Source organism: Pseudomonas neuropathica (genome assembly GCF_015461835.1).
Lineage (GTDB): Bacteria > Pseudomonadota > Gammaproteobacteria > Pseudomonadales > Pseudomonadaceae > Aquipseudomonas > Aquipseudomonas neuropathica.
Genome location: NZ_JACOPX010000006.1, coordinates 243,359 through 265,479, shown reverse-complemented (window position 1 = coordinate 265,479; position 22,121 = coordinate 243,359). Strand labels below are relative to the sequence as shown.

Genomic DNA, 22,121 nt, shown 5'->3' with positions numbered 1-22,121 from the left:
TAAGCATATGACCTCAATGATACCGTCTACGACAATTGAGCTTCTTCGACGGCTCACTGGCAAGCGAGTCTCCAAGCTTGTTAGATATAGCTGGTGGCCTGCCTCGGGAGTTTCTGCTGAGTGTGGTATCGAGGATGAATTAGCCTTCTCATTAACAGCCGGACCTTTAGCTGTCTATTTTGAGGATGGCGTAATTCTTGGCTTTTCGAGTGACCCGTCTCTGAATAGTGTCATCGTTTGGGATGAAGCAGCGAGGGTTGCGGGTCAAGGTCCGGCCTCTTTGGATAGTGATGAAGAACTATTCGCTATCTGTGGATCTGGAAGGTTCTCTACTGTTTTTTGGAGGCGATTGATCGGCAGTTGTGTGAGCAACGTAACGATACTTAAGCGAGTGCGCATGAATGCGGTTGAGAGCCAGCGCCCAAGCGAAGTTGGCTTGCGTTTTAGTTTTTCAGGTGGCAAGAGTTTTGTAGTATCCCATGGGCTGCATGACAATTCTGATGATTTTTCAGTGCTAGAGGAAACTCAGTTGAAGGGAGTTGAGTTGGAGGAAATCTCGATAAACTAAAGCTTGAGTATGACTTCGATTCAACCAAAAGGGGATAAATGGGGACGGACCACGTTTAGAAAGTACTCCGAAAACGTGGTCTGTCCCCTTTTTACGTGGACTCGCTGAGGTTGCTCAAGTGATGGATTTTGTTTATGAGATTGTTACAAGGCGCGAGTTTGATGACGGGTTCGTTTCTGACCAATTTGTTCGCTGGGATGGAGTAAGTAGCAGTCTTGAGGAAATAAAGCAGAATATTCTATATGTAGAAAAGCATAAGGTTGTTGCCCTGCGGCAGAGGTTGGTTTTGGATAGTGGTGCAGAGGTTGATATTCCGATCTTCGAAACCCTACATATTTTGCCTGACAGGACTGGAGTCTTAGTGATATTTGAAAAGGAGCCTTCTAGGTTCGGTGTCTCTCATGCACCTTGGTTTTTCAGTTTTCCTAATAATGCTGCAATTTATAATGTTGACGGGTCATTGCGCCATCAGCTGTGCAATCCGTATGGTAAAAATAGTTATATCGGTGCCATACACTCTGGAGCGATGCCCGATCATCCAGATAAGCTGGGAGTTCTAATCGGCACAGTTGGTCATGAGCCAGAATGGCTGTATTTGGTTGATCCGAATAGTCCGCAGTTGATTTCTACTGGAAAGTGGATTCGTTATTAGCTTGGATAAATGCAGATAAATGGCAGATAAATGGGGACAGACCACGTTTAGAAAGCACTCTGAAAACGTGGTCTGTCCCCTTTTTATCTATATAGTCCATCTACTGTTGATGTCTCGGTCAAATCAGTACATGTGGGTGAGTACTATAAAATTACATACGTTGATGGTAGTAAGGCTAAGGTTATTGTTCCTGCGACCTACAGACCGACATTCCAGGGGCCTTCTAAGCCCATTTATGATGCAAATACGACATACTTGAATCCGCAAGGTCAGAAAGTGAAATCTAACCCTGCAACCAATGCGTGGATTTCCGAATGATGCCGCTAGATAGTTTTTCTATAGTTTGGGACGCTTCAATTATTCCTGGTGTATCACTTGCAGGAATACCGTTGCATGCTAGTGCTGTCGATCTGGAGGCTGTGCTTTCGAAATATTTGACTGATAAGAATTTTTTGCGGTATAGGTTTGAAGGGGCGCCAGACCTTTGTTTGAGTGGGTATGGTCTGGATGAGCGCGGTAATGGTGGTTATTCTTTTTCAATTTTTGATGATGAAATTGTCAGTGAGTTAAAAAAAGGAGTTCCTGCATTATCTGTTCTTATTCGTAGTGGGAGGGTGTACGCAGTTAAGGTTTATGACTTTAGCTTTCCAGGCGAGCCTGCGCATAGATTTGTTTACAAGGGGCTTTTGTCGGAGTGCATAGGTTTGGGAAGTCTTGTATCTGATATTTTGCCATTCACTAGCTTAGAGTTTGATGAGGCCGAAGAGTGGTTTTATACCGGTGGTGATTATGGTGCCCTTGAAGTTACGGGGTGGGGGGTTCCTCTGGAGGAGCAGCCGAACCAGCTTATTACAGCTATTTGTGTAATTCAGGGATGAAACGCCTGCATGCAAGATAAATGGGGGCAGACCACGTTTAAAAAGGGAGATAAATGGGGACAGACCACGTTTAGAGATAAATGGGGACAGACCACGTTTAGAAAACATTCCGAAAACGTGGTCTGTCCCCTTTTTACGCGTGTCCCCTTTTTACGCTCTGCACGCGTTGATGGGGGGCGCCGTCTCCAGCATTACCGGTGGTGACTTCAAAAGCGGAGCAATTGCCGCCGGCGCAAGCCAAGCCATGGCAGGCGCGCTTAACTCGACATTTAACGATCAGCCGAATTTACGTCGAAAAATGGGGACAGACCACGTTTAAAAAGTACTCCGAAAACGTGGTCTGTCGCCTTTTTATTCCCAAAATCACTGGTAGGCAGCAAAGGATGCGGGTGATACAACAGGTATGGCGATGTAGGCCGAGGGGGGCGTTGCTCGCACTGCGATGCATGCGTTTATAGGGGGCGCGATATCCAGTGCAACCGGTGGCGATTTCAAAGCCGGCGCGGTGGCTGCAGGCGCCAGCCAGGCTATGGCCAGCGTACTCAATTCTACGTTCGACACCCAACCAAAGCTGCGCCAGGCATTTTACCAGGAGATAAATGGAGACAGACCACGTTTAGAAAGCACTCTGAAAATGTGGTCTGTCCCCTTTTTACCCAAAACTAACGCTGAGGCTCAGCAGGCGGCAAAAAAACTGGGATTTGAAAAAATAAACGAGACAATCCACGGTGGTCAGGCAATATTCAAGAAGGGTAAGTATTATATTACTCGAGACATCGCTGGGCATGTTGGTGGTGCGTGGAAGATGGCAGACTCTGTCAAGTCACTTGGAAGTAAAAAGACTAGATCAGGGACTTATGACATAAACTTAAATCGTATTGGAGATTGACATGATCGATAAAAAAAATCCCGATTGGATTGGCCGGGGGAAAACTATTAAGCAGCTTATATCGGAGCTCCAGTCGTTCGAGAATCAAAGTTTGTTAGTTGAGTTGTCAACGGATGATGGTGTGACTACAAAATCGATTAATTTGGTTGTCAAATCTGGAGATGCTTGTGTGTTGATAAGTTGCAGTTCGTAGAAAATAAATGGGGGCGCGTTTAGAGTAATTTGATAAACGCAGTCTGTCCTCCTTTTTTTGGGTGAAAAACAGTATCTCATTGACTAATGTCAAGTCGCTGAATGAGCTTTGTTTTTTTTTCTTACGCGAAAAAGCATATGTGAAAGTTATTCGCCTTGGCTCGGAAAATGTGCTTTTCAGTTACAGTTAGAAGGATAAATGGGGACAGACCACGTTTAAAAAGTACTCCGAAAACGTGGTCTGTCCCCTTTTTACTGTCCTGTTTTTATTCTTTTTATTCCTCAGGGAAATGGATTCGCTATTAGTTGTATAAAAAATCGGATCTGAACGGTGGGGATAAATGGGGACAGATCACGTTTAGATAGCACTCTGAAAACGTGATCTGTCCCCTTTTCCCCCTTTTTCCCCTTTTTACACCAGCTTTTTTTGAGTGGAAATGCGGGTTTGCCTGAAGAACGTTTCAACCCTAGGTAATAGCGTTATGGACAAGAGATTAAAGGCGCTTTGTGTGCAGCTTGGGAAGATGAGTTCTGAGTTGGCTGCCGAGTGGATGATTTCAACCTACCCAGTTGACGCTAGGGAATGGGGGGAGGCACTGTTACTCATACCCCATCGCACCTGGAAACGTTCTGACCAAAAGCGGTTGGCAAGATATTATTTTTGTAAGTTACCATTTTCAGGGGGGAGAGGGTATGAAGTCTTCGCTTCTATTATGCCGCTGCAGATTTAGTTGCCTGCACTTTGGAGCATCTACCTACAGAATCATCAAGAATTGAACTGCTTTGCTATTATCTGGTTCCTGTTCTTAAACGGTTTGCTAAAAATGAATCCGATCGTCAGATGATTGTTGAGTTTGTTACGAAGCTTCATGTGAAGGAATAAGCGATGTAAATGGGGGCAGACCATGTTTAGATAACACTCCAAAAATGTGGTCTGTCCCCGCTTTCCTCTATTTGAAGGTTTTTTTTGAGTTTTGCGAAAGCTTGGTCGTGTATTTTGTATGACGTGGATGATGCTGTGCTTTCCTGCGGCTCGGTTTGTGAGAAATACAAGAGTCTTTTGGGCGGGGGTTAAGGGAAATATGAATAAATGGGTAAAGCCACATTTCGAAAGTACTCCGAAATGTGGTCTGTCCCCGTTTTTCCCAATAAATGGTACTCGCTTGCCAGGTGGTGGGCATCAAGTGAACTTTATGGATAAGCCGCCCCGAACCAATCCAGAGCTTTATGAAGTTGATATGGACTCGCTGAGGTTGCTCAAGTGATGGATTTTGTTTATGAGATTGTTACAAGGCGCGAGTTTGATGACGGGTTCGTTTCTGACCAGTTTGTTCGCTGGGATGGAGTAAGTAGCAGTCTTGAGGAAATAAAGCAGAATATTCTATATGTAGAAAAGCATAAGGTTGTTGCCCTGCGGCAGAGGTTGGTTTTGGATAGTGGTGCAGAGGTTGATATTCCGATCTTCGAAACCCTACATATTTTGCCTGACAGGACTGGAGTCTTAGTGATATTTGAAAAGGAGCCTTCTAGGTTCGGTGTCTCTCATGCGCCTTGGTTTTTCAGTTTTCCTAATAATGCTGCAATTTATAATGTTGACGGGTCATTGCGCCATCAGCTGTGCAATCCGTATGGTAAAAATAGTTATATCGGTGCCATACACTCTGGAGCGATGCCCGATCATCCAGATAAGCTGGGAGTTCTAATCGGCACAGTTGGTCATGAGCCAGAATGGCTGTATTTGGTTGATCCGAATAGTCCGCAGTTGATTTCTACTGGAAAGTGGATTCGTTATTAGCTTGGATAAATGCAGATAAATGGGGACAGACCACGTTTAGAAAGCACTCTGAAAACGTGGTCTGTCCCCTTTTTATCGGTCCCCTTTTTATCGCCCTTTTTATCTTTTTATCTCTATATCTCTATAGATGATAAAACAGGGCTGCCGAAAAACTATTACTGGGAGCCAGGTATGAAGTCCATTAAGGAGAGGAGTTAGATGGTAATCGGAGGGTATACGCTTAGTCCTGAGTACGGTAGATTGCAAATCCCTCTTGTTCATCAGTCGACTATGGATGATGTTAAATCCATTATATTTGAGTATAGTAATTTCGATGGCGTAACTTCATTGTCTATGACGCTTGCACCTGAAACTGGGCCTTACGAAATTAATCTTTATGCTGATTCTGGAAATTATCTTCTGATGTTGAATCAATACCTGGATGATGGCGGGCATGTTGTGCGTACCCTTAATAATACGTCAGCTGGAACAAAGCTGGTTGACATTCTGGGTGATTGGTATCAGGCAAGTTTAATTACAAGAGATATAGGGGGCGTAGTCTCTTGTTTCCAAGAATTTTTATGTTCTGGCGATGTAAGTTCATTAGTGTTAAGCGTTTAGAGTGGCGGCAAAAGCGATAAATGGGGGCAGACCACGTTTAGAAAGCACTCCGAGAACGTGGTCTGTCCCCTTTTTATGCAGGAAGATGCGAGTCTTCGGATTATTGACCGTGGTAACCCATAATGAATGAACCCTTCCCAATAGCATGCGAGCAGTGTAGAGGCGAATTAGTTGTCTTCAACGAGGGTAGCACTCAGGGAACACGCTGCGATCTGTGTGGCTGGTCGGTAGTGACCACCAATATGCCCGGCATCCAGCTGGATGAGTGCAGGTATGAGGTTCGCTGTCGCGGCGACTATCGGAATCAAGCACAGATAAGGGCGGTTTCCGAGGTGACAGGTCACAATTTTTTAATGTCGAGAGATATGCTCCAGCAAGGCTCTACTCTGGTATTTAGCGGTCAGGCGAAGTCGGTCCTACTGGTTAGAAATATTCTTGTATCAGCAGGAGTCGCTTGTGAGATTACGCCTGATTTTTGCTGGATATAAATTGACTCTGGCGATGAAGGCCAATTTTTCGCAGGCGGCCATGAGTCAACAACAGCAGGAGTTGATGATTGACTAGTTATAGAAGCGGATTTCACAAGATAGATTTTTTGAATCCTGATTTGGCGGTGGGAATATCCCTGAAGAATATTTGCATACTGAACTGAAAAGCCCCGAACTGCTCGGGGCTTTTTTATTTGGGACAAACAATCCGCAGTGACTCACCGAAACGCCGGCACCACATGCTTGATAAACAGCTCCAACGACTTCTTCTTCTCCTCATGCGGCAAGCTGTTGTCACACCAGAAACTGAACTCATCCACCCCCAGTTCCTGGTAATACTTGATCCGCGGAATGATCTCTTCCGGCGTACCAATCATCGCCGTCTTGTGCAAACTCTCCAGCTCAAACTCAGGACGCCCGGCAAACTTCTCTTCCGGGCTCGGCGCCAGAAAGCCATTGACCGGCGTTTCCTTGTTGCCAAACCACGCATCGAACGTGCGATAAAACCGTGAAATAGCTTTCGCCCCGACTTTCCAGCCGTCCGGATTATCAGCGGTGTGCACGTGGGTATGGCGCAGCACCATCAATTGCGGGCGCGGCACGTCTGGGTTGTTATCCAGCGCAGTCTGGAATTTGTTCTTCAGATCGAGGACTTCTTCGTCGCCCTTCATCAGCGGCGTGACCATCACGTTGCAGCCGTTGGCCACGGCGAAGTTGTGCGAATCCGGGTCACGGGCGGCGATCCACATTGGCGGGTTGGGCTTTTGAATTGGTTTTGGCACGCTGGTGGAGGTCGGGAATTTCCAGATGTCGCCGTCGTGGGCGTAGTCGCCTTGCCACAGGGCGCGGACCACCGGGACCATTTCGCGCAATGCCTGGCCGCCGGATGAGGCAGGCATGCCGCCGGCCATGCGATCGAATTCAACCTGATAGGCGCCACGGGCCAGGCCGACTTCCATACGCCCGTTGCTGATCACGTCGAGCAACGCGCATTCACCGGCAACCCGCAGTGGGTGCCAGAACGGCGCGATGATGGTGCCGGCGCCGAGGTGGATGGTGGTGGTTTTGGCGGCGAGGTAGGCGAGCAATGGCATCGGGCTTGGCGAGATGGTGTATTCCATCGCGTGGTGTTCGCCGATCCACACGGTGCTGAAACCGCCGGCCTCGGCCATCAGGGTCAGTTCGGTGAGGTCTTCGAACAGTTGGCGGTGGCTGACGCTTTCGTCCCAGCGTTCCATGTGGATGAACAGGGAAAATTTCATGACGCTTCCTCGGATCTTTTGTTGTTGAGGCTACAAAACTTGTAGGAGTGAGCCTGCTCGCGATGGCGGTGTGTCAGAAAAAACATCGACATCGGATAAATCGCTATCGCGAGCAGGCTCACTCCTACAGTTGATTTGTGCGGGGCTGACGATCAGGCCAGGACGGGCAGGGCGCCCATCTTGCCGTGGCAGTACACCAGCGGCCCGGCGATTTGCTCGAGAACGATCAGGTTCTTCACCGCGCCGACCATGATGGCGTGGTCGCCGCCTTCATATTCGCGCCACAGCTCACATTCGATGATAGCCGTCGCGTTGGCGAGGATCGGGTTACCCAGTTCGCTCAAGGTCCATTCGATGCCTTGCGCCTTGTCCTTGCCTTTGCGGGCGAAGGCGTAGGCTTCGCTTTGCTGGCCGCCGGAGAGAACGTGGATGGCAAAGCGCTTGTTCTTGATCAGCACCGGATAGGAATCAGAACTGTAGTTGGGGCAGAACAGCACCAGCGCCGGGTCCATCGACAGCGAGCTGAAGGCGCTGGCAGTCAGGCCGACGATCTGACCGTCATCGTCCAGGGTGGTGATAACGGTTACGCCGGACGGGAACGAGCCCATGACTTGTTTGTAGATGGCGGCATCGATCATTGGTCGGTCCTCGGGTGATGTGTTGCTGTTTTTATGTGTTTGTTGGTCTGATGGTATACCAGTATTCAATCTTTGCAAGGGCTTTTCAGCTGAACCGATAAACGTGCCGCGTTCGTCGGAAACTCAGCATTTACGGGGCTTTCGACTGGTCTGCAAGCCGCGGTTTCAGTGAGGATGGCGTATCAGTTGGCACCGGAAACTGCGGATCAGTCTTGTGAATTGTTTGGAATACCATAATATGGTCTGCATCTGAGGGGCGGCCAGAGAGTTCCCCCGGTTTGGCTTCATACAAAGATAAGAACAGACAAACTCGAGTTCATGCATATGTCCCAGATGTCCCGGCAAGATCCGTTGATCGAGAATCACACGGTCGACTACGTCCCACTCGCGGAACGCCACGGGAAGGCCCGTGACCTATTCACCCTGTGGTTCAGCACCAACATCGCGCCACTGCCCATCGTCACCGGCGCCATGGTGGTTCAGGTGTTCCATCTCGATCTGCTCTGGGGGCTGCTGGCGATTGCGCTGGGGCACATGATCGGCGGCGTGGTGATCGCTCTGGCGTCGGCGCAAGGCCCGCGCATGGGCATTCCACAGATGGTCCAGAGTCGCGGCCAATTCGGTCGTTATGGCGCGCTGTTGATCGTGTTCTTCGCGGCGATCATCTACATCGGTTTCTTTATTTCCAACATCGTCCTGGCCGGTAAATCCATCGTCGGCATTGCGCCGTCGGTGCCGGCGCCGTTGAGCATTCTGATCGGCGCACTGGCGGCTACAGCGATCGGCGTGATCGGCTACAACTTCATTCACACGCTGAACCGCATCGGCACCTGGGTGATGGGCGGCGCGTTGCTCGCCGGTTTCATCTATATCTTTGCCCATGACTTGCCGGCGGACTTCCTCACTCGCGGCAGTTTTAACTTGTCCGGCTGGCTGGCGACGGTGTCGTTGGGGATTATCTGGCAGATCAGTTTCTCGCCGTACGTGTCTGACTACTCGCGTTACCTGCCAGCGGATATCGGCATTGCCAAGCCGTTCTGGGCGACTTATCTGGGTGCAACGCTGGGCACGATTCTGTCGTTCAGCTTTGGTGCGGTGGCCGTGCTGGCGACCCCGGAAGGTACTGAAGCGATGGTCGCGGTCAAGCAGTCGACGGGTTGGCTCGGGCCAATTCTGATGGTGCTGTTTCTGCTCAACATCATCAGCCACAACGCGCTGAATCTGTATGGCGCGGTGCTGTCGATCATCACCTCGATCCAGACCTTCGCCAGCCAATGGACGCCGAGCATCAAGGTGCGCGTCGTGTTGTCGAGCGTGGTGCTCGCGGGTTGCTGCGTGGTTGCGTTGGGCGCGTCGGCGGACTTCATTTCCGAGTTCATCGGTTTGATTCTGGCGCTGCTGCTGGTGCTGGTGCCGTGGGCGTCGATCAATCTGATCGACTTCTACCTGATCAAGCGCGGCTGCTACGACATCGCCTCGATCTTCCGCGCCGATGGTGGGGTTTACGGGCGCTTCAACCTGCACGCGATCATTGCTTACTTCATTGGCATCCTCGTGCAGTTGCCGTTCGCTAACACCTCGCTGTATGTCGGGCCTTACGCCAATCTGGTTGAGGGTGCGGACTTGTCCTGGCTGGTGGGCCTGGTGGTCACCGTTCCGTTGTATTACTGCCTCGCGACACGCGGCCAGACTGAGCAGAGCAGGGCGGCGCGGTTGGGTTACACCGACTGAGTCGATCCGCTTCAGCACAATGCCCGGCCACTCGCCGGGCATTGTTGTTTCCGCATCCCGGCGGTCAATCAAATTGGCCACATCGATCCCCTTTTGGCCCATCCCCCACTGTGCTCCAGCTACGCTGTCAGCAAGAATCAAAACCACAACAAGACGCTCGACCCTTTTTACCCTTGGCTACCTTTACAGCCGCTGCCGTGTACAGAACATAAAAACCATCGAACTCACGCTGCCTTTTGGGGAACAACCATGGTCACGATGAAACGCATTCTGGGTGCCACTGTGTGTGGGCTGACGCTGCTGGCCGGCGCTGTCCAGGCTGAGCAACGCGAACTGCGCGTATACAACTGGGCGGACTACATCCTGCCGTCCGTGCCCAAGGATTTCGCTGCAAAAAGCGGCATCAAAGTGACCTGGGACACCTTCGACACCAACGAATCCCTGGAAGCCAAACTGCTCACCGGCAACTCCGGTTACGACCTGGTGGTGCCGTCGAACCAGTTCCTTGAAACGCAGATCAAGGCTGGCGTGTTTCAGAAACTCGACAAGTCGAAACTGCCGAACTGGAGCCACCAGGACCCGGAACTGTTGAAACTGCTGGGCAAGAACGACCCGGGCAACCAGTACGGCGTGCCTTACATGGTCGGCACCGTGCTGATCGGCTTCAACCCGGCCAAGGTCAAAGCAGCACTGGGCGACAACGCGCCGGTGGACAGCTGGGATCTGGTGTTCAAACCGGAGAACATGGAAAAGCTCAAATCCTGCGGCGTGGCGATGCTTGATTCGCCGACGGAAATCCTCCCGTTGGCTCTGCATTATCTGGGCCTCGACCCAAACAGCCAGAACCCCGCCGACTATGAAAAAGCCAAGGAGTTGATGCTCAAGGTTCGTCCGTACGTGACCTACTTCAACTCGGCCAAATATATGACCGACATCGCCAACGGTGACATCTGCGTGGCCATCGGTTACTCCGGCAGCTTCTATCAGTTCGGCAACCGCGCCAAAGAGGCGAAAAACGGCGTAGTGGTCGACTGGCGCTTGCCGAAAGAAGGCGCGCCGATCTGGTTCGACACCTTCGCGATTCCGAAGAGCGCGAAGAACGTCGCCGAAGCGCATGAGTTCCTCAACAACCTGCTCGACCCGAAAGTGATCGCGCCGATCAGCGATTTCCTCGGTTACCCGAATGCGAACAAGGACTCGATGCCGCTGATCAACAAGGAAATCACCGATAACCCGAACCTGACGCCGACACCTGAAGCGCTGAAAAACCTTTACGTCGTGCAGCCGTTGCCGCAGAAGCTAGAGCGCGTACGCACCCGCGTATGGACCAACATCAAGTCCGATAAGTAACACCGATCCCCTGTAGGAGTGAGCCTGCTCGCGATAGCGCCAGATCAGTCAACATCGCGTCGTTTGACAGACCGCTTTCGCGAGCAGGCTCACTCCTACAAGGTTTTGTGGTGTGTCATTCAATGCGCCGTTCGACATCCTTGGTCATCACCAGACTCAGCAGCACCGACCCCAGAATCACCCCGCCCACCACCGCCAGCGACCATTCCACCGGCATGTGCAGCCACGGCATCAACACCATCTTCCCACCGATAAACACCAGCACAATCGCCAGCCCATACTTGAGCAAGTGAAAGCGGTCCGCCATGTCCGCCAGCAGGAAATACAGCGCGCGCAATCCCATGATCGCGAAGATATTCGAAGTGAACACAATGAACGGGTCCGTCGTCACGGCAAAGATCGCCGGGATGCTGTCGACCGCGAACATCAGGTCACTGGCCTCGATCAGCACCAGCACCAGAAACATCGGCGTGGCCCAGCGCACGCCGTTCTGCAGGATGAAAAACCGTTCGCCATGAAAGCCGCTGGTGATGCGCATATGCCCGCGCACCCAACGCAGCAACGGATTCTTGTCCAGGTCCGGCTGGTGGTCGGCAAACACCAGCATCTTGATCCCGGTGAAGATCAGGAACACGCCGAACGCATACAGCAGCCATTCGAACTGCGACACCAGCCACACCCCGGCAAAAATCATCACCGCGCGCATCACGATCGCCCCGAGCACGCCGTACAGCAGCACGCGCCGCTGTAATTCGGGCGGTACGGCGAAGTAGCTGAAGATCATCACGAAGACGAACATGTTGTCGATCGACAGCGACTGCTCGATCAAATATCCAGTAAGGAACTCGAGGGTCTTCTCCCGCGCGATGTCAGCGCCGAACGCACCGTGCAGATACCACCAGAGCAGCGCCGCGAAACTCAGTGCCAGCAAGCACCAGGCGATGACCCAGGACAAGGCTTCGCGCACAGACACCCGGTGCGCCTTGCGCCCACCGAAGACAAACAGGTCCAATGCCAGCATGGCAAGCACGAAGACGATGAAGGCGGCCCACATCCACGGTTCGCCGATATTGATGTTGTTAGGTGGCATGTCACGCTCCCTGTCTATTCTTGGATTAGGGTCAGACGAGGCCATGCTAGCGACGGTTTTGCGGCAAAGAAAAATCGTTTATTTCTACGCAACAGTTCGATAAAAACGAACTATCTGCCCTCGTTATCAGCTCGGGCATTTTTTACGGAGCAATGTTTTCAGCGATGAATACCGACATTCTCGAACCTCAAGCGGTGTGCAGTCCGATCACCAGCAGTGCGATTTTCATCGTCGCGACGCTGAATGCCGGGCCTGAAGCTGCGCAAATCGTCAAAGACTGGTGCGGTGATGTCGCCGGGCTGGTGCGCTCGGTGGGCAAGCGCGTACCGACCGGCAATCTGACCTGCATCTGCGGCTTTTCCTCGAACGCCTGGGATCGCCTGTTTGGCAATCCGCGCCCGGCGTCGCTGCACGATTTTCGCGAGTTTGGCGAGGAAGGGCGGCACGCTCCGGCAACCCCGGGCGATCTGCTGCTGCACATTCGCGCCGATCAAATGGACCTGTGTTTTGAACTGGCCACGCAGATCATGGCGGTTCTCGGCGATGCAGTGACGGTGGTCGATGAGGTTCAAGGTTTTCGCTATTTCGACATGCGCAGCATCATCGGTTTCGTCGACGGCACGGAAAATCCGGTCGGGCGTAAAGCACTCAACTTCACTATCGTCGGTGATGAAGACCCTGGCTTCAGCGGCGGCAGCTACGTGCTGGTGCAGAAATACCTGCACAACATGACCGCGTGGAACGGCCTGAGCGTTGAAGCGCAGGAGCGCGTTATCGGTCGCACCAAGCTCTCCGACATCGAACTGGATGACGCGGTCAAACCGAGCAACTCGCACAGCGCGCTGACCACCATTACCAACGCAGCCGGGGAAGAAGTGAAGATTCTGCGTGACAACATGCCGTTCGGCCGGCCGGGGGCAGGGGAGTTCGGCACCTTCTTCATCGGTTACGCGCGCTCGCCCGAGCCGATCGAGCAGATGCTGGAAAACATGTTCGTCGGCAAGCCACCGGGTAACTACGACAAGTTGCTGGATTTCAGCACCGCCGTCACTGGCAGCCTGTATTTCGTGCCGTCAGCGGACTTGCTGGAAGCACTGGCGGATCGCTGATCAGCGAAAAAACTCACCCGGCGTTTCGCCAAACTGTTGGCGAAACGCGGCGATAAACGCCGAGGTCGAGTCGTAACCACAGGCCAGCGCAACGTCGGTGACGCGTTCGCCTTTTTCCAGCGGTGTCAGTGCACCGAGCAGGCGCAAACGCTGGCGCCAGGCGCGGAAGGTCAGGCCGGTGTCACGTTGAAACAGGCGGGTGAGGGTCTTTTCGGTGACGCCGAACTTCTCGCTCCAGTGGCTCAGCGTGGTCTGCTGTTCCGGGTGTTGTTCCAGGCTCTGGTAGATCTGCTTCAAGCGGGCGTCTTGCGGCAGCGGCAGCATCAGGTCGATCTGCGGCGCTTCGGCCAGTTGATCGAGGATGACCTGGGCGAGACGTCCGTGCGGGCCGCTTTGCTCGTATTCCACCGGAACCTGACTGAACGCACGGATCAATTCCCTGAGCAGATCGCTGACGCCGAGCACATGACAACGCTCGATCGCCCATCCGGCGACACTGCAATCGATGTAGAGGCTGCGCATTTCCGTGTGCGGCGAGCTGAACACCCGATGCGGCACGCCCGCCGGGATCCACACGGCGCGCTCCGGCGGCGCGACGAAGCGGCCGGCACTGGTCTGGATTTCCAGCACACCCTGAATCGCGTAGGACAACTGCACCCACGGGTGACTGTGACGCCGGGTGAGGGCGCGATTGGGCAGCGATTCGGTGCGCCCGTAGAGTGGACGCGGCAGGCTGGGCAGCCCGGGAATGCTGCGGCGAACGCTTTTGTCATGTCCTTTAGGCGGCATCTTGTGGCCCTTCGGCGTTAGTCGGTAATTGGCAGTCACGTTAGAGTCGTCGGCACGCACTGGCAACCCCCGGATGAACCGACCATGACTCGCCCACGTTTTTTGCCCGACAACTTCACCCTGACGCTGATTGGCGTCGTGCTGCTGGCCAGTTTCCTGCCGGCCAGCGGCCAGGTCGCCGTCGGCTTTGGCTGGTTGACCAACATCGCCATCGCGCTGCTGTTTTTCCTGCATGGCGCGAAGCTTTCCCGCGAGTCGATCATTGCCGGTGCCGGTCACTGGCGTCTGCACTTGCTGGTGTTTGGTCTGACCTTTGTGCTGTTCCCGATTCTCGGGCTGGCGCTGAAACCGCTGTTGTCCCCGCTGATCGGCGACAAGTTGTACATGGGCATGCTCTACCTGTGCGCATTGCCGGCCACGGTGCAATCGGCGATCGCCTTCACGTCGCTGGCGCGGGGCAATATTCCGGCGGCGATTTGCAGCGCGGCGGCGTCGAGCCTGTTCGGGATTTTCCTCACGCCGCTGTTGGTGACGCTGCTGCTCGACGTTCACGGTGATGGCGGTTCGACGCTGGACGCAATCCTGAAAATCAGCGTGCAATTGCTCCTGCCGTTCATTGCCGGGCAGATCGCCCGTCGCTGGATTGGTGCGTGGGTCGGACGCAACAAGAACTGGCTGAAGTTTGTTGATCAGGGTTCGATTTTGCTGGTCGTCTACGGCGCATTCAGCGAGGCGGTCAACGAAGGCATCTGGCATCAGATTCCCGTGGTCGATCTGCTGGGACTGGTGGTGGTCTGCTGCATTCTGCTGGCGCTGGTGCTGTTGGCGTCGACGCTGTTGGGCAAGGCGTTCGGCTTCAGCCAGGAAGACCGCATCACCATTCTGTTCTGCGGCTCGAAAAAGAGCCTCGCCACCGGCGTGCCAATGGCGCAGGTATTGTTCGCTGGCAGCACGATTGGCGTGTTGATTCTGCCGTTGATGCTGTTCCATCAGATCCAGTTGATGGTCTGTGCGGTGCTGGCGCAGCGTTATGCGAAACGCCCGGAATCGGTACCGGAGTTGATGGCGCAGGTTGATCCATAACACACCGTCCCACGTGTAGGAGCTGCCGAAGGCTGCGATCTTTTGATCTTGTCTTTATAAAAACAAAATCAAAAAATCGCAGCCTGCGACAGCTCCTAGAGAGTCCTTGCGTATTTCACAGCCGCTGCCCGCGAGGGCACGTTCAACGTGCGTAACAACGAAGACACATGAATGCGCACCGTGAACGGGGAAATATCCAGTTCGCGGGCGATTTCCTTGTTGGTCTTGCCTTGGGCGATCAAGCGCAGCACGTCCTGCTGACGGGGCGTGAGGGCGGCGCCGGTTTCCAGCGGCAACAGCCCGGACGGCGCAAACTTCACCAGCACTTCACCTTCACGAATCGCCAGAATTGCCTGACCGATTTCATCGGGGGCGATGTTTTTGCCGATAAAGCCGTCGATACCGGCGGCCATGACTTCGCTGATCAGCGACTCATCATCGACCATCGACACCACAATCAGCGTGGTGCGCGGCAAGCGCTGACGCAGCTCGGCGAGTTGGCTGACGCAGGTCAATCCCGGGAAACGCAGATCTAGAATCAATGTGTCCGGCTCATTACCCAAAGGCAGCAGCGCCAGCACTGCGTCGAGATCACCGGCTTCGTCGATAACGGCTTCGGGCAACAACCGCTGAACCGTGCGCAGCATCGCCTCGCGAAACAGCGGGTGATCGTCGGCTATGATAATTCGGCATGTCATGGCGTGACCCTCCCTGGGTCAAGCGTTATTCAAGGCTGCACCTTAGCACCGGGGGCGAAGGTTGCCTTTAGGCTGATTCGGAAACTGACGATTGCCGCACAAGGACGTTTAACCATGAAGTTCGAGAAAAACACCGAACTCGACCAGGCCAATCTGCGCATTATCATTGCCAGTATCGCCGTGGTTTATATGCTGATACTGGGCTTTTTGCCGGGCCAGCGCTTCGATACATACCTGCCGATCATTACCTACATCATTGTGTTTTTGTTGGCTTCGATTGCCCTGCGTCAGGCGATTGCGCGTTGGCCGGGGCATTACCCGGCGCGGCGGATTTTCGCCATGGTTCACGATTACACCGGTACTTGCTTTGGTCTGGTGGTGGGCGGCGAGATGGCGTTGCCGCTGTATGCGGTGATTATTTGGGTCAACCTTGGCAATGGCATGCGCTACGGCTCGCGCTATCTGGCGATTGCCACCGGGCTGGCGTTGTTGGCGTTGTTGTGTGTGTATCGCCTCACGCCGGTGTGGCAGGCGCAACCGTTCATGGTGTTGATGCTGATGCTCACCAGCACGGTGATCCCGTTTTACGCGCACTTGTTGCTGGAGCGTACGCGCAAGGCCTCCGAAGAGGCGGTGGCGGCGAATCTGGAAAAGTCGCGATTTCTCGCTCAGGCCAGTCACGATTTGCGCCAGCCGATTCATTCGATTGGTCTGTTTACCGCGTGCCTGCGTGAGTCGCACTTGGGTGATGACGAGCGGCGGTTGGTCGACAACATCGACCGTTCGTTGCTCAACGTGTCGCAATTGTTCCGCTCGATTCTCGACCTATACACCCTCGACAACGGGCGCGTGTTGCCCAAACTGCACAGCGTGAATCTCGGCGAATGGCTGGCGGAGCTGATTCGCCAGAACGCCGAGGCAGCGCGTTGGGCCGGGGTGGAGATGCGTTTGCGTCCATGCCCGTACTGGGTTCAGACCGATCCGGCGCTGCTGGCGACCATGGTGCAAAACGTCCTGTCCAACTGCTTCAAGTACGGTGCACATCGACCGGTATTGATCGGCGTGCGCCGGCGCGGGGCAGGGCTGGCCATTGTGATTTATGACCAAGGCAACGGTATCGCTGAGGAGCACTTGGGCAAGGTATTCGAGGAGTTTTATCGGGCACGGCAAGTGCGCGATAAAGACGTCGAAGGCGTGGGGCTCGGGCTGTCGATCGTCAAACGGTTGGGTGAATTGATCGGTGTCGACGTTGCTCTGCGCTCGCGGCTCGGGCGGGGAACAGCGGTGACTTTGTGCGGCTTGCCGATCACCGCGCCGCCGCAGGTAATGGCCAGTCGTGATGACGCACGTCAGGTCGGTTTGCTGACGGGGTTGAAGGTGTGTCTGGTGGAGGATGATCGCAACGTATTGCTCGCGACTTCGGCGCTGCTGGAGCGTTGGGGCTGTGTGGTTCAAGCGGAACTGAGGGGGCAGGATTTGATGACCGACTGCGACATCATCGTCGCCGACTATGACCTCGGCACCCACACCACTGGCATCGAGTGCATTGACGATGTACGTAAGCAACGGGGCTGGGCGGTTCCGGCGATGATCATCACCGGTCACGACGTCGAAAAAATCCAGGCGGCCTTGCAAGACCGCCAGATTGCCATTCTGTCCAAGCCGGTACGCCCGGCCGAACTGCGCGCGACCCTACGAGCGCTGCGCGACTGCGAAATCCAAACCCAAACCGTGTAGGAGCGGCGGCACGCTGCGATCATTTGCTCTTCATTTTCAGGATCAAAATCAAAGATCGCAGCCTCGTTGCACTCGACAGCTCCTACAACGTTAGTGCTTGTTCAGCGCTTGCACAGGTAATCCTGGGTGATGGTGGTTTGCAGGCAGTTGTATTGGCCCATGGTGCGGCAGATGTTTTTCTCGGAGCCGGTAACCTCGGCGTTTTTGTAGCCCCAGGTCTTGCAGCGTTGTGCGGCGACGGTCAGGCCTTGTTCGGCGCTGGTCTGGCCGCTTTCGAATTGGCCCAGTTCATAGGAGACCTGGACGACGCCATCGTTTTTGCTGCCGCCGGTGGCTTCCCACTGTTTCGGCGTGGCGCAGCCAGTGAGGAACAGCGCGCTGAGGGTGAGTGTTGCGATCAGGGTTTTCATGGTGTTTCTTCCTTGGTGTTGTTCTGATTTCCAGGCACAACGATCCCGCACGCTGCGAACAGGCAACGTTGAGGAACATCGAGGGGTGCGGGGGAATATAACGCCAGCGGACAGGGCGGTCGATTAGCACAAATGTGCTAGTGCGGCGCGCAACAGGCAGCTCGCTGGAGCCGCCTGCCGGGCCAGGGGAGAATTATTGCGGGCTGTTGAACTGGTCGGAATAACTGCCCGTCATCAACGCGGAGGCAACTCGATCAGAGCCAACGCCGACACGCGAATAAGCAAACCGGTTGACGCCGGTACGATCGGCGCCATCAGAAGCCAGCGCACCTGCACCAACATGATCAGCGCCATCAGAAGCGACTGCGCTCGCACCGACATGATCGGCGCCATCAGAAGCTACGGCCCCCGCACCGACATGATCAGCGCCATCAGAAGCTACGGCACCCGCACCGACATGATCAGCGCCATCAGAAGCTACGGCCCCCGTACCGACATGATCGGCGCCATCAGAAGCGACTGCGCTCGCACCGACATGATCAGCGCCATCAGAAGCTACGGCCCCCGCACCGACGTGATCGGCACCATCAGAAGCGACCCCCCCTGCGCCAACATGATCCGACCCATCGGACGCCAACGCTTGGGGCTGCGCCGCCCAGACATTGGGCACCACAACGGTCGCCACGACCGCCAGAAGCACGCCTGACAACAACTTGTGTTTCATAGTTCTCTCCACGACCCGGTAGCCATAAAGCGATAAGGCATCGTCCGCCGCGTGTTCGCTGGCGTTACGACTGATTGGCCCGGGTCAGTCTGGTGGGCGAAAGGCACGGGCACACCGTCAGGCGTGCGGGTGTCGACAGAATCATGATCGAACTGATTGAGTATAGATCGCGATAGCGAGGCGGTACGGCGGGGGGATCGACGGGCGTTAGGCGCTTCTCTTCCTGCCCGATTCGGGCAAAGCTCGAATCAGTCTAAAAACACTGACTCGCGCTGACGAGCCTTTGCTAGGCTCAAAGATGTAGGCGAAGACGCAGACTGATGCGCAATCGGATAGCAAGGGGGCGTGGGGCGCGCTCCGAAAGGTACACGGTTAGAAAGATCTCCGCGCTGAGATCCAGCCCTTATGCCGTGTGAAGCAGCCGAGGCCGTACCTTTTCAATTTGGCCCGGTACTGTGGGAAGCCCGATAAACCTTGTAAGCCAGAGACCAGCACTGGCCGCCTGCTCGAACACCAAAGCCCGCTTCGTGCGGGCTTTGTCGTTCCTGCAAGGTCAGATCGCTTGCAGCGCCTGCGCCAGATCAGCACGCAGGTCTTCGACGTCTTCGACGCCCACCGACAGACGCACCAGGCCATCGCCGATCCCCAGTTTCGCCCGGGTATCAGCCGGAATGGTCGCGTGAGTCATGATCGCCGGGTGCTCGATCAGGCTTTCAACGCCGCCCAGACTTTCCGCCAGTGCGAAGATTTTCACGTTCTCGAGGAAGCGTCGTGCACCGTCCAGATCACTGTTTAGATCTACGGAAATCATCCCGCCAAAACCACGCATCTGGCGCTTGGCCAACTCATGCTGTGGATGCGACGGCAGCCCTGGATAATAGACACGTTTGACCTGCGGTTGCTGCTCCAGCCACTGCGCCAGATCCAGCGCATTGCTGCAATGACGCTCCATGCGCAGCGCCAAAGTCTTTACCCCGCGCAGGGTGAGAAATGCATCGAACGGCCCGGCAATCGCACCGACCGCGTTCTGCAAGAAGCCCAGCTTCTCGGCCAGTTCCTGGTTCTGGCCGACCACGGCGATGCCGCCGATTACATCGGAGTGACCGTTCAGGTACTTGGTGGTCGAGTGCAGCACGATGTCGAAACCCAGCTCCAGCGGCCGCTGGATATACGGGCTGGCAAAGGTGTTGTCGGCCACGCTGATGATCCCGCGAGCGCGGCAGATACGGGCGATAGCGGCGAGGTCCGACAGGCTCAGCAGCGGGTTGGTCGGTGACTCGACAATCACCAGGCGTGTGTCGTCCTGCAGCGCCGCTTCGAACGCCGTCAGGTCAGTCAGATCGACGTAGCTGAAACGGTGTCCGGCACTGCGCTGACGGACCTTGTCGAACAGGCGGAACGTGCCGCCGTACAAGTCATTGCCGGAGATCACGTGCGAACCGGCATCGATCAGTTCGAGCACCGTGGAAATCGTCGCGAGCCCGGAGGCGAACGCGAACGCCTGGGTGCCGCCTTCAAGGTCCGCCACGCAACGCTCCAGGGCAAAACGCGTCGGGTTGTGCGAGCGGCCGTAATCGAAACCCTTATGCACGCCGGGGCTGTCTTGCAGATAGGTGGAGTTGGCGTAGATCGGCGGCATCAGCGCGCCGGTGGTCGGGTCCGGTTCCTGCCCGGCGTGGATCACCCGGGTCGCGAAGCCTTGGGATTTATCGTCGTGCTGACTCATGCGAGGGATCTCCGTAATTGGTTGAGCATGTCGGTGCGGGTGATCAGGCCATGGAAGCCCGATACATCGGCGATGATCGCGACGAGGCCACGGCTGAGCACCGCTTCCAGTTCAGCGAGGCTGGCGCCAGGGGCGAGGGTCTGCAGTTTGTCGGTCATCACGCTGGACACCGATTGGCTGAAGCGGGCGGCGTCTTCGTGCACCGCCAGCAGGATGTCCGATTCGTCGATCACCCCGACCAGTTGCTTGCCTTCCACCAGCACCGGCAGTTGCGAGACATCCGCCAGGCGCATGCGCTGGAATGCGGTGAGCAGGGTGTCATCCGGGCCTACGCTGATCACGCGGCCGTCCTCGAAACGTCGCGCGATCAAGTCGCGCAGGTCGCCATAACCTTTACGCTGCAACAGGCCTTGATCGGTCATCCACTGGTCGTTGTAGACCTTCGACAGATAGCGCGTGCCGGTGTCGCAGACGAAGCTCACCACGCGTTTCGGCTCGGTCTGTTCGCGGCAATAACGCAGCGCCGCAGCGAGCAGGGTGCCGGTCGACGAGCCGCCGAGAATACCCTCGGCCTTGAGCAACTGACGGGCGTGAGCGAAGCTTTCTTCATCGCTGATCGAGTAGGCGTGGCGCACGCTGGAAAGGTCAGTGATCGACGGAATGAAGTCTTCGCCGATGCCTTCCACCGCCCATGAACCGGGCGTCGGCAGGGAGCCGTCGCGGCTGTATTGCGCCATCACCGAACCGACCGGATCGGCGAGGACCATTTGCAGATCCGGCTGCACGCGTTTGAAGAAGCGGCTCAGGCCCGTCAGCGTACCGGCCGAACCGACACCGACGACGATGGCGTCCAGATCATGTTCAGTCTGCGCCCAGATCTCCGGCGCGGTGCTGCATTCGTGGGCCAGCGGGTTGGCCGGGTTGTTGAACTGGTCGGCGAAAAATGCGCCGGGAATGTCTTTCGCCAAACGGGCGGCGACATCCTGGTAATACTCGGGATGACCCTTGCCGACGTCGGAGCGGGTGATGTGCACTTCGGCACCCATGGCCTTCAAGTGCAGGACTTTCTCGGTGGACATTTTGTCTGGCACCACCAGCACCACGCGATAGCCCTTGGCGCGGCCAACCAGTGCCAGGCCCAGGCCGGTGTTGCCGGCGGTGGCCTCAACGATGGTGCCGCCGGGTTGCAGACGACCATCACGCTCGGCAGCGTCGATCATGGCCAGACCGATACGGTCCTTGATCGAACCACCGGGGTTCTGCGATTCGAGCTTGAGAAACAGTGTGCACGGGCCAGTATCGAAACGAGTGACTTGAACCAGCGGAGTGTTGCCTATCAGCCCAAGTACGGCAGGGCGTGATTCCTTTGACATTTCTTCACCTCTTAATGGTGTTGATCGCGTTCCAATCGCGGGGAAAAGACTCGCGTGCAACATAGGCTCAGACATCGGCTGTCGCAACCTTTAGTCGGCCGCAAATGCTGCCATTTCGATCTAACGATAGATCGAAATCAGAGACCTGCCGGGGCGGGTTCGAGTGCGTTTACACCGAGGCGTCATCGAGTTTTCAAAGGGCGTCTTCATGGCGACGAACAGCTTGAATTGGCGAGAAATTCCCTGGCGCAAAAAACCGTTCAGCCGTCCCAAGCACTCTCACCTCAGCAGTATTTTCAGGAGACAGACTGCGATCATTTGATCATGAGGGAAACTTGT

General features: G+C 55.2%; 20 protein-coding genes. 12 read left to right on the top strand and 8 right to left on the bottom strand.

All coding sequences use genetic code 11. The features are described 5' to 3' along the window. Positions 1–7 precede the first annotated feature (7 nt). From H8F23_RS10655 to H8F23_RS10630, 6 genes are all read left to right on the top strand, one after another. Complete coding sequence (locus H8F23_RS10655) at positions 8–568, top strand: hypothetical protein (RefSeq protein ID WP_194934345.1); 561 nt, start codon at positions 8–10, stop codon at positions 566–568. A gap of 121 nt (positions 569–689) precedes the next feature. After that, the gene (locus tag H8F23_RS10650; RefSeq protein WP_194934344.1) at positions 690–1,220 is read left to right on the top strand and encodes a hypothetical protein; all 531 of its coding nucleotides are present in this window, start codon (positions 690–692) and stop codon (positions 1,218–1,220) included. 314 nt (positions 1,221–1,534) lie between these two features. Then, the gene (locus H8F23_RS10645) at positions 1,535–2,098 is read left to right on the top strand and encodes a hypothetical protein (RefSeq protein WP_228759187.1); all 564 of its coding nucleotides are present in this window, start codon (positions 1,535–1,537) and stop codon (positions 2,096–2,098) included. A gap of 442 nt (positions 2,099–2,540) precedes the next feature. Next, positions 2,541–2,987 (top strand): toxin C-terminal domain-containing protein, encoded by a 447-nt coding sequence (locus H8F23_RS10640; protein WP_228759186.1) that lies wholly within the window; start codon positions 2,541–2,543, stop codon positions 2,985–2,987. A 1,456-nt stretch (positions 2,988–4,443) separates the two neighbouring features. Continuing rightward, positions 4,444–4,974 (top strand): hypothetical protein, encoded by a 531-nt coding sequence (locus H8F23_RS10635; protein WP_194934344.1) that lies wholly within the window; start codon positions 4,444–4,446, stop codon positions 4,972–4,974. A 198-nt stretch (positions 4,975–5,172) separates the two neighbouring features. Continuing rightward, the gene (locus H8F23_RS10630) at positions 5,173–5,574 is read left to right on the top strand and encodes a DUF6911 family protein (RefSeq protein WP_407692558.1); all 402 of its coding nucleotides are present in this window, start codon (positions 5,173–5,175) and stop codon (positions 5,572–5,574) included. A 706-nt stretch (positions 5,575–6,280) separates the two neighbouring features. Here the strand turns inward: H8F23_RS10630 and H8F23_RS10625 are convergent. Together H8F23_RS10625 and H8F23_RS10620 are read right to left on the bottom strand one after the other, a co-directional pair. Then, positions 6,281–7,324 (bottom strand): LLM class flavin-dependent oxidoreductase, encoded by a 1,044-nt coding sequence (locus H8F23_RS10625; protein WP_093437590.1) that lies wholly within the window; start codon positions 7,322–7,324, stop codon positions 6,281–6,283. A gap of 152 nt (positions 7,325–7,476) precedes the next feature. Continuing rightward, complete coding sequence (locus H8F23_RS10620) at positions 7,477–7,962, bottom strand: flavin reductase family protein (RefSeq protein WP_194934342.1); 486 nt, start codon at positions 7,960–7,962, stop codon at positions 7,477–7,479. 324 nt (positions 7,963–8,286) lie between these two features. Here H8F23_RS10620 and H8F23_RS10615 point away from each other — a divergent pair, with 324 nt between their 5' ends. Continuing rightward, positions 8,287–9,693, top strand: coding sequence for a purine-cytosine permease family protein (locus H8F23_RS10615; RefSeq protein WP_194934341.1), 1,407 nt, complete (start codon positions 8,287–8,289; stop codon positions 9,691–9,693). A 249-nt stretch (positions 9,694–9,942) separates the two neighbouring features. Continuing rightward, on the top strand, positions 9,943–11,043 hold the full coding sequence (locus tag H8F23_RS10610) for a polyamine ABC transporter substrate-binding protein (RefSeq protein ID WP_122606156.1): 1,101 nt from the start codon (positions 9,943–9,945) through the stop codon (positions 11,041–11,043). A gap of 115 nt (positions 11,044–11,158) precedes the next feature. Here the strand turns inward: H8F23_RS10610 and H8F23_RS10605 are convergent, their stop codons facing one another. Continuing rightward, entirely contained in the window at positions 11,159–12,133 is a 975-nt protein-coding gene (locus H8F23_RS10605) for a TerC family protein (protein ID WP_194934340.1), read from the bottom strand. Between the two features lie 164 nt (positions 12,134–12,297). Between H8F23_RS10605 and H8F23_RS10600 the strand changes: the two genes are divergently transcribed. Next, complete coding sequence (locus H8F23_RS10600; RefSeq protein WP_194934339.1) at positions 12,298–13,242, top strand: Dyp-type peroxidase; 945 nt, start codon at positions 12,298–12,300, stop codon at positions 13,240–13,242. Here H8F23_RS10600 and H8F23_RS10595 read toward each other — a convergent pair whose 3' ends face one another. After that, on the bottom strand, positions 13,243–14,031 hold the full coding sequence (locus H8F23_RS10595) for an AraC family transcriptional regulator (RefSeq protein WP_194934338.1): 789 nt from the start codon (positions 14,029–14,031) through the stop codon (positions 13,243–13,245). 84 nt (positions 14,032–14,115) lie between these two features. Here H8F23_RS10595 and H8F23_RS10590 point away from each other — a divergent pair, with 84 nt between their 5' ends. Then, positions 14,116–15,114 (top strand): bile acid:sodium symporter family protein, encoded by a 999-nt coding sequence (locus H8F23_RS10590; RefSeq protein ID WP_160039517.1) that lies wholly within the window; start codon positions 14,116–14,118, stop codon positions 15,112–15,114. Positions 15,115–15,209: 95 nt separating this feature from the next. Here H8F23_RS10590 and H8F23_RS10585 read toward each other — a convergent pair whose 3' ends face one another. Further along, the gene (locus tag H8F23_RS10585; protein ID WP_194934337.1) at positions 15,210–15,812 is read right to left on the bottom strand and encodes a LuxR C-terminal-related transcriptional regulator; all 603 of its coding nucleotides are present in this window, start codon (positions 15,810–15,812) and stop codon (positions 15,210–15,212) included. Between the two features lie 114 nt (positions 15,813–15,926). Here H8F23_RS10585 and H8F23_RS10580 point away from each other — a divergent pair, with 114 nt between their 5' ends. After that, a complete protein-coding gene (locus H8F23_RS10580) occupies positions 15,927–17,549 on the top strand; it encodes an ATP-binding response regulator (RefSeq protein ID WP_194934336.1) in 1,623 nt (540 codons plus the stop codon). Positions 17,550–17,650: 101 nt separating this feature from the next. Here H8F23_RS10580 and yecR read toward each other — a convergent pair whose 3' ends face one another. Beyond that, a complete protein-coding gene (gene yecR, locus H8F23_RS10575) occupies positions 17,651–17,959 on the bottom strand; it encodes a YecR family lipoprotein (RefSeq protein WP_007918065.1) in 309 nt (102 codons plus the stop codon). A gap of 196 nt (positions 17,960–18,155) precedes the next feature. Between yecR and H8F23_RS29285 the strand changes: the two genes are divergently transcribed. Next, the gene (locus tag H8F23_RS29285) at positions 18,156–18,665 is read left to right on the top strand and encodes a hypothetical protein (RefSeq protein WP_194934335.1); all 510 of its coding nucleotides are present in this window, start codon (positions 18,156–18,158) and stop codon (positions 18,663–18,665) included. Between the two features lie 571 nt (positions 18,666–19,236). On the opposite strand, the gene H8F23_RS10565 is transcribed toward H8F23_RS29285, so the two are convergent. Together H8F23_RS10565 and H8F23_RS10560 are read right to left on the bottom strand one after the other, a co-directional pair. Continuing rightward, positions 19,237–20,409 (bottom strand): cystathionine gamma-synthase, encoded by a 1,173-nt coding sequence (locus tag H8F23_RS10565; RefSeq protein WP_194934334.1) that lies wholly within the window; start codon positions 20,407–20,409, stop codon positions 19,237–19,239. Continuing rightward, positions 20,406–21,782, bottom strand: a complete 1,377-nt coding sequence (locus H8F23_RS10560) for a pyridoxal-phosphate dependent enzyme (RefSeq protein ID WP_194934333.1) — start codon at positions 21,780–21,782, stop codon at positions 20,406–20,408. Before H8F23_RS10560 ends, H8F23_RS10565 begins: the two co-directional genes overlap by 4 nt. Positions 21,783–22,121: the final 339 nt, after the last annotated feature.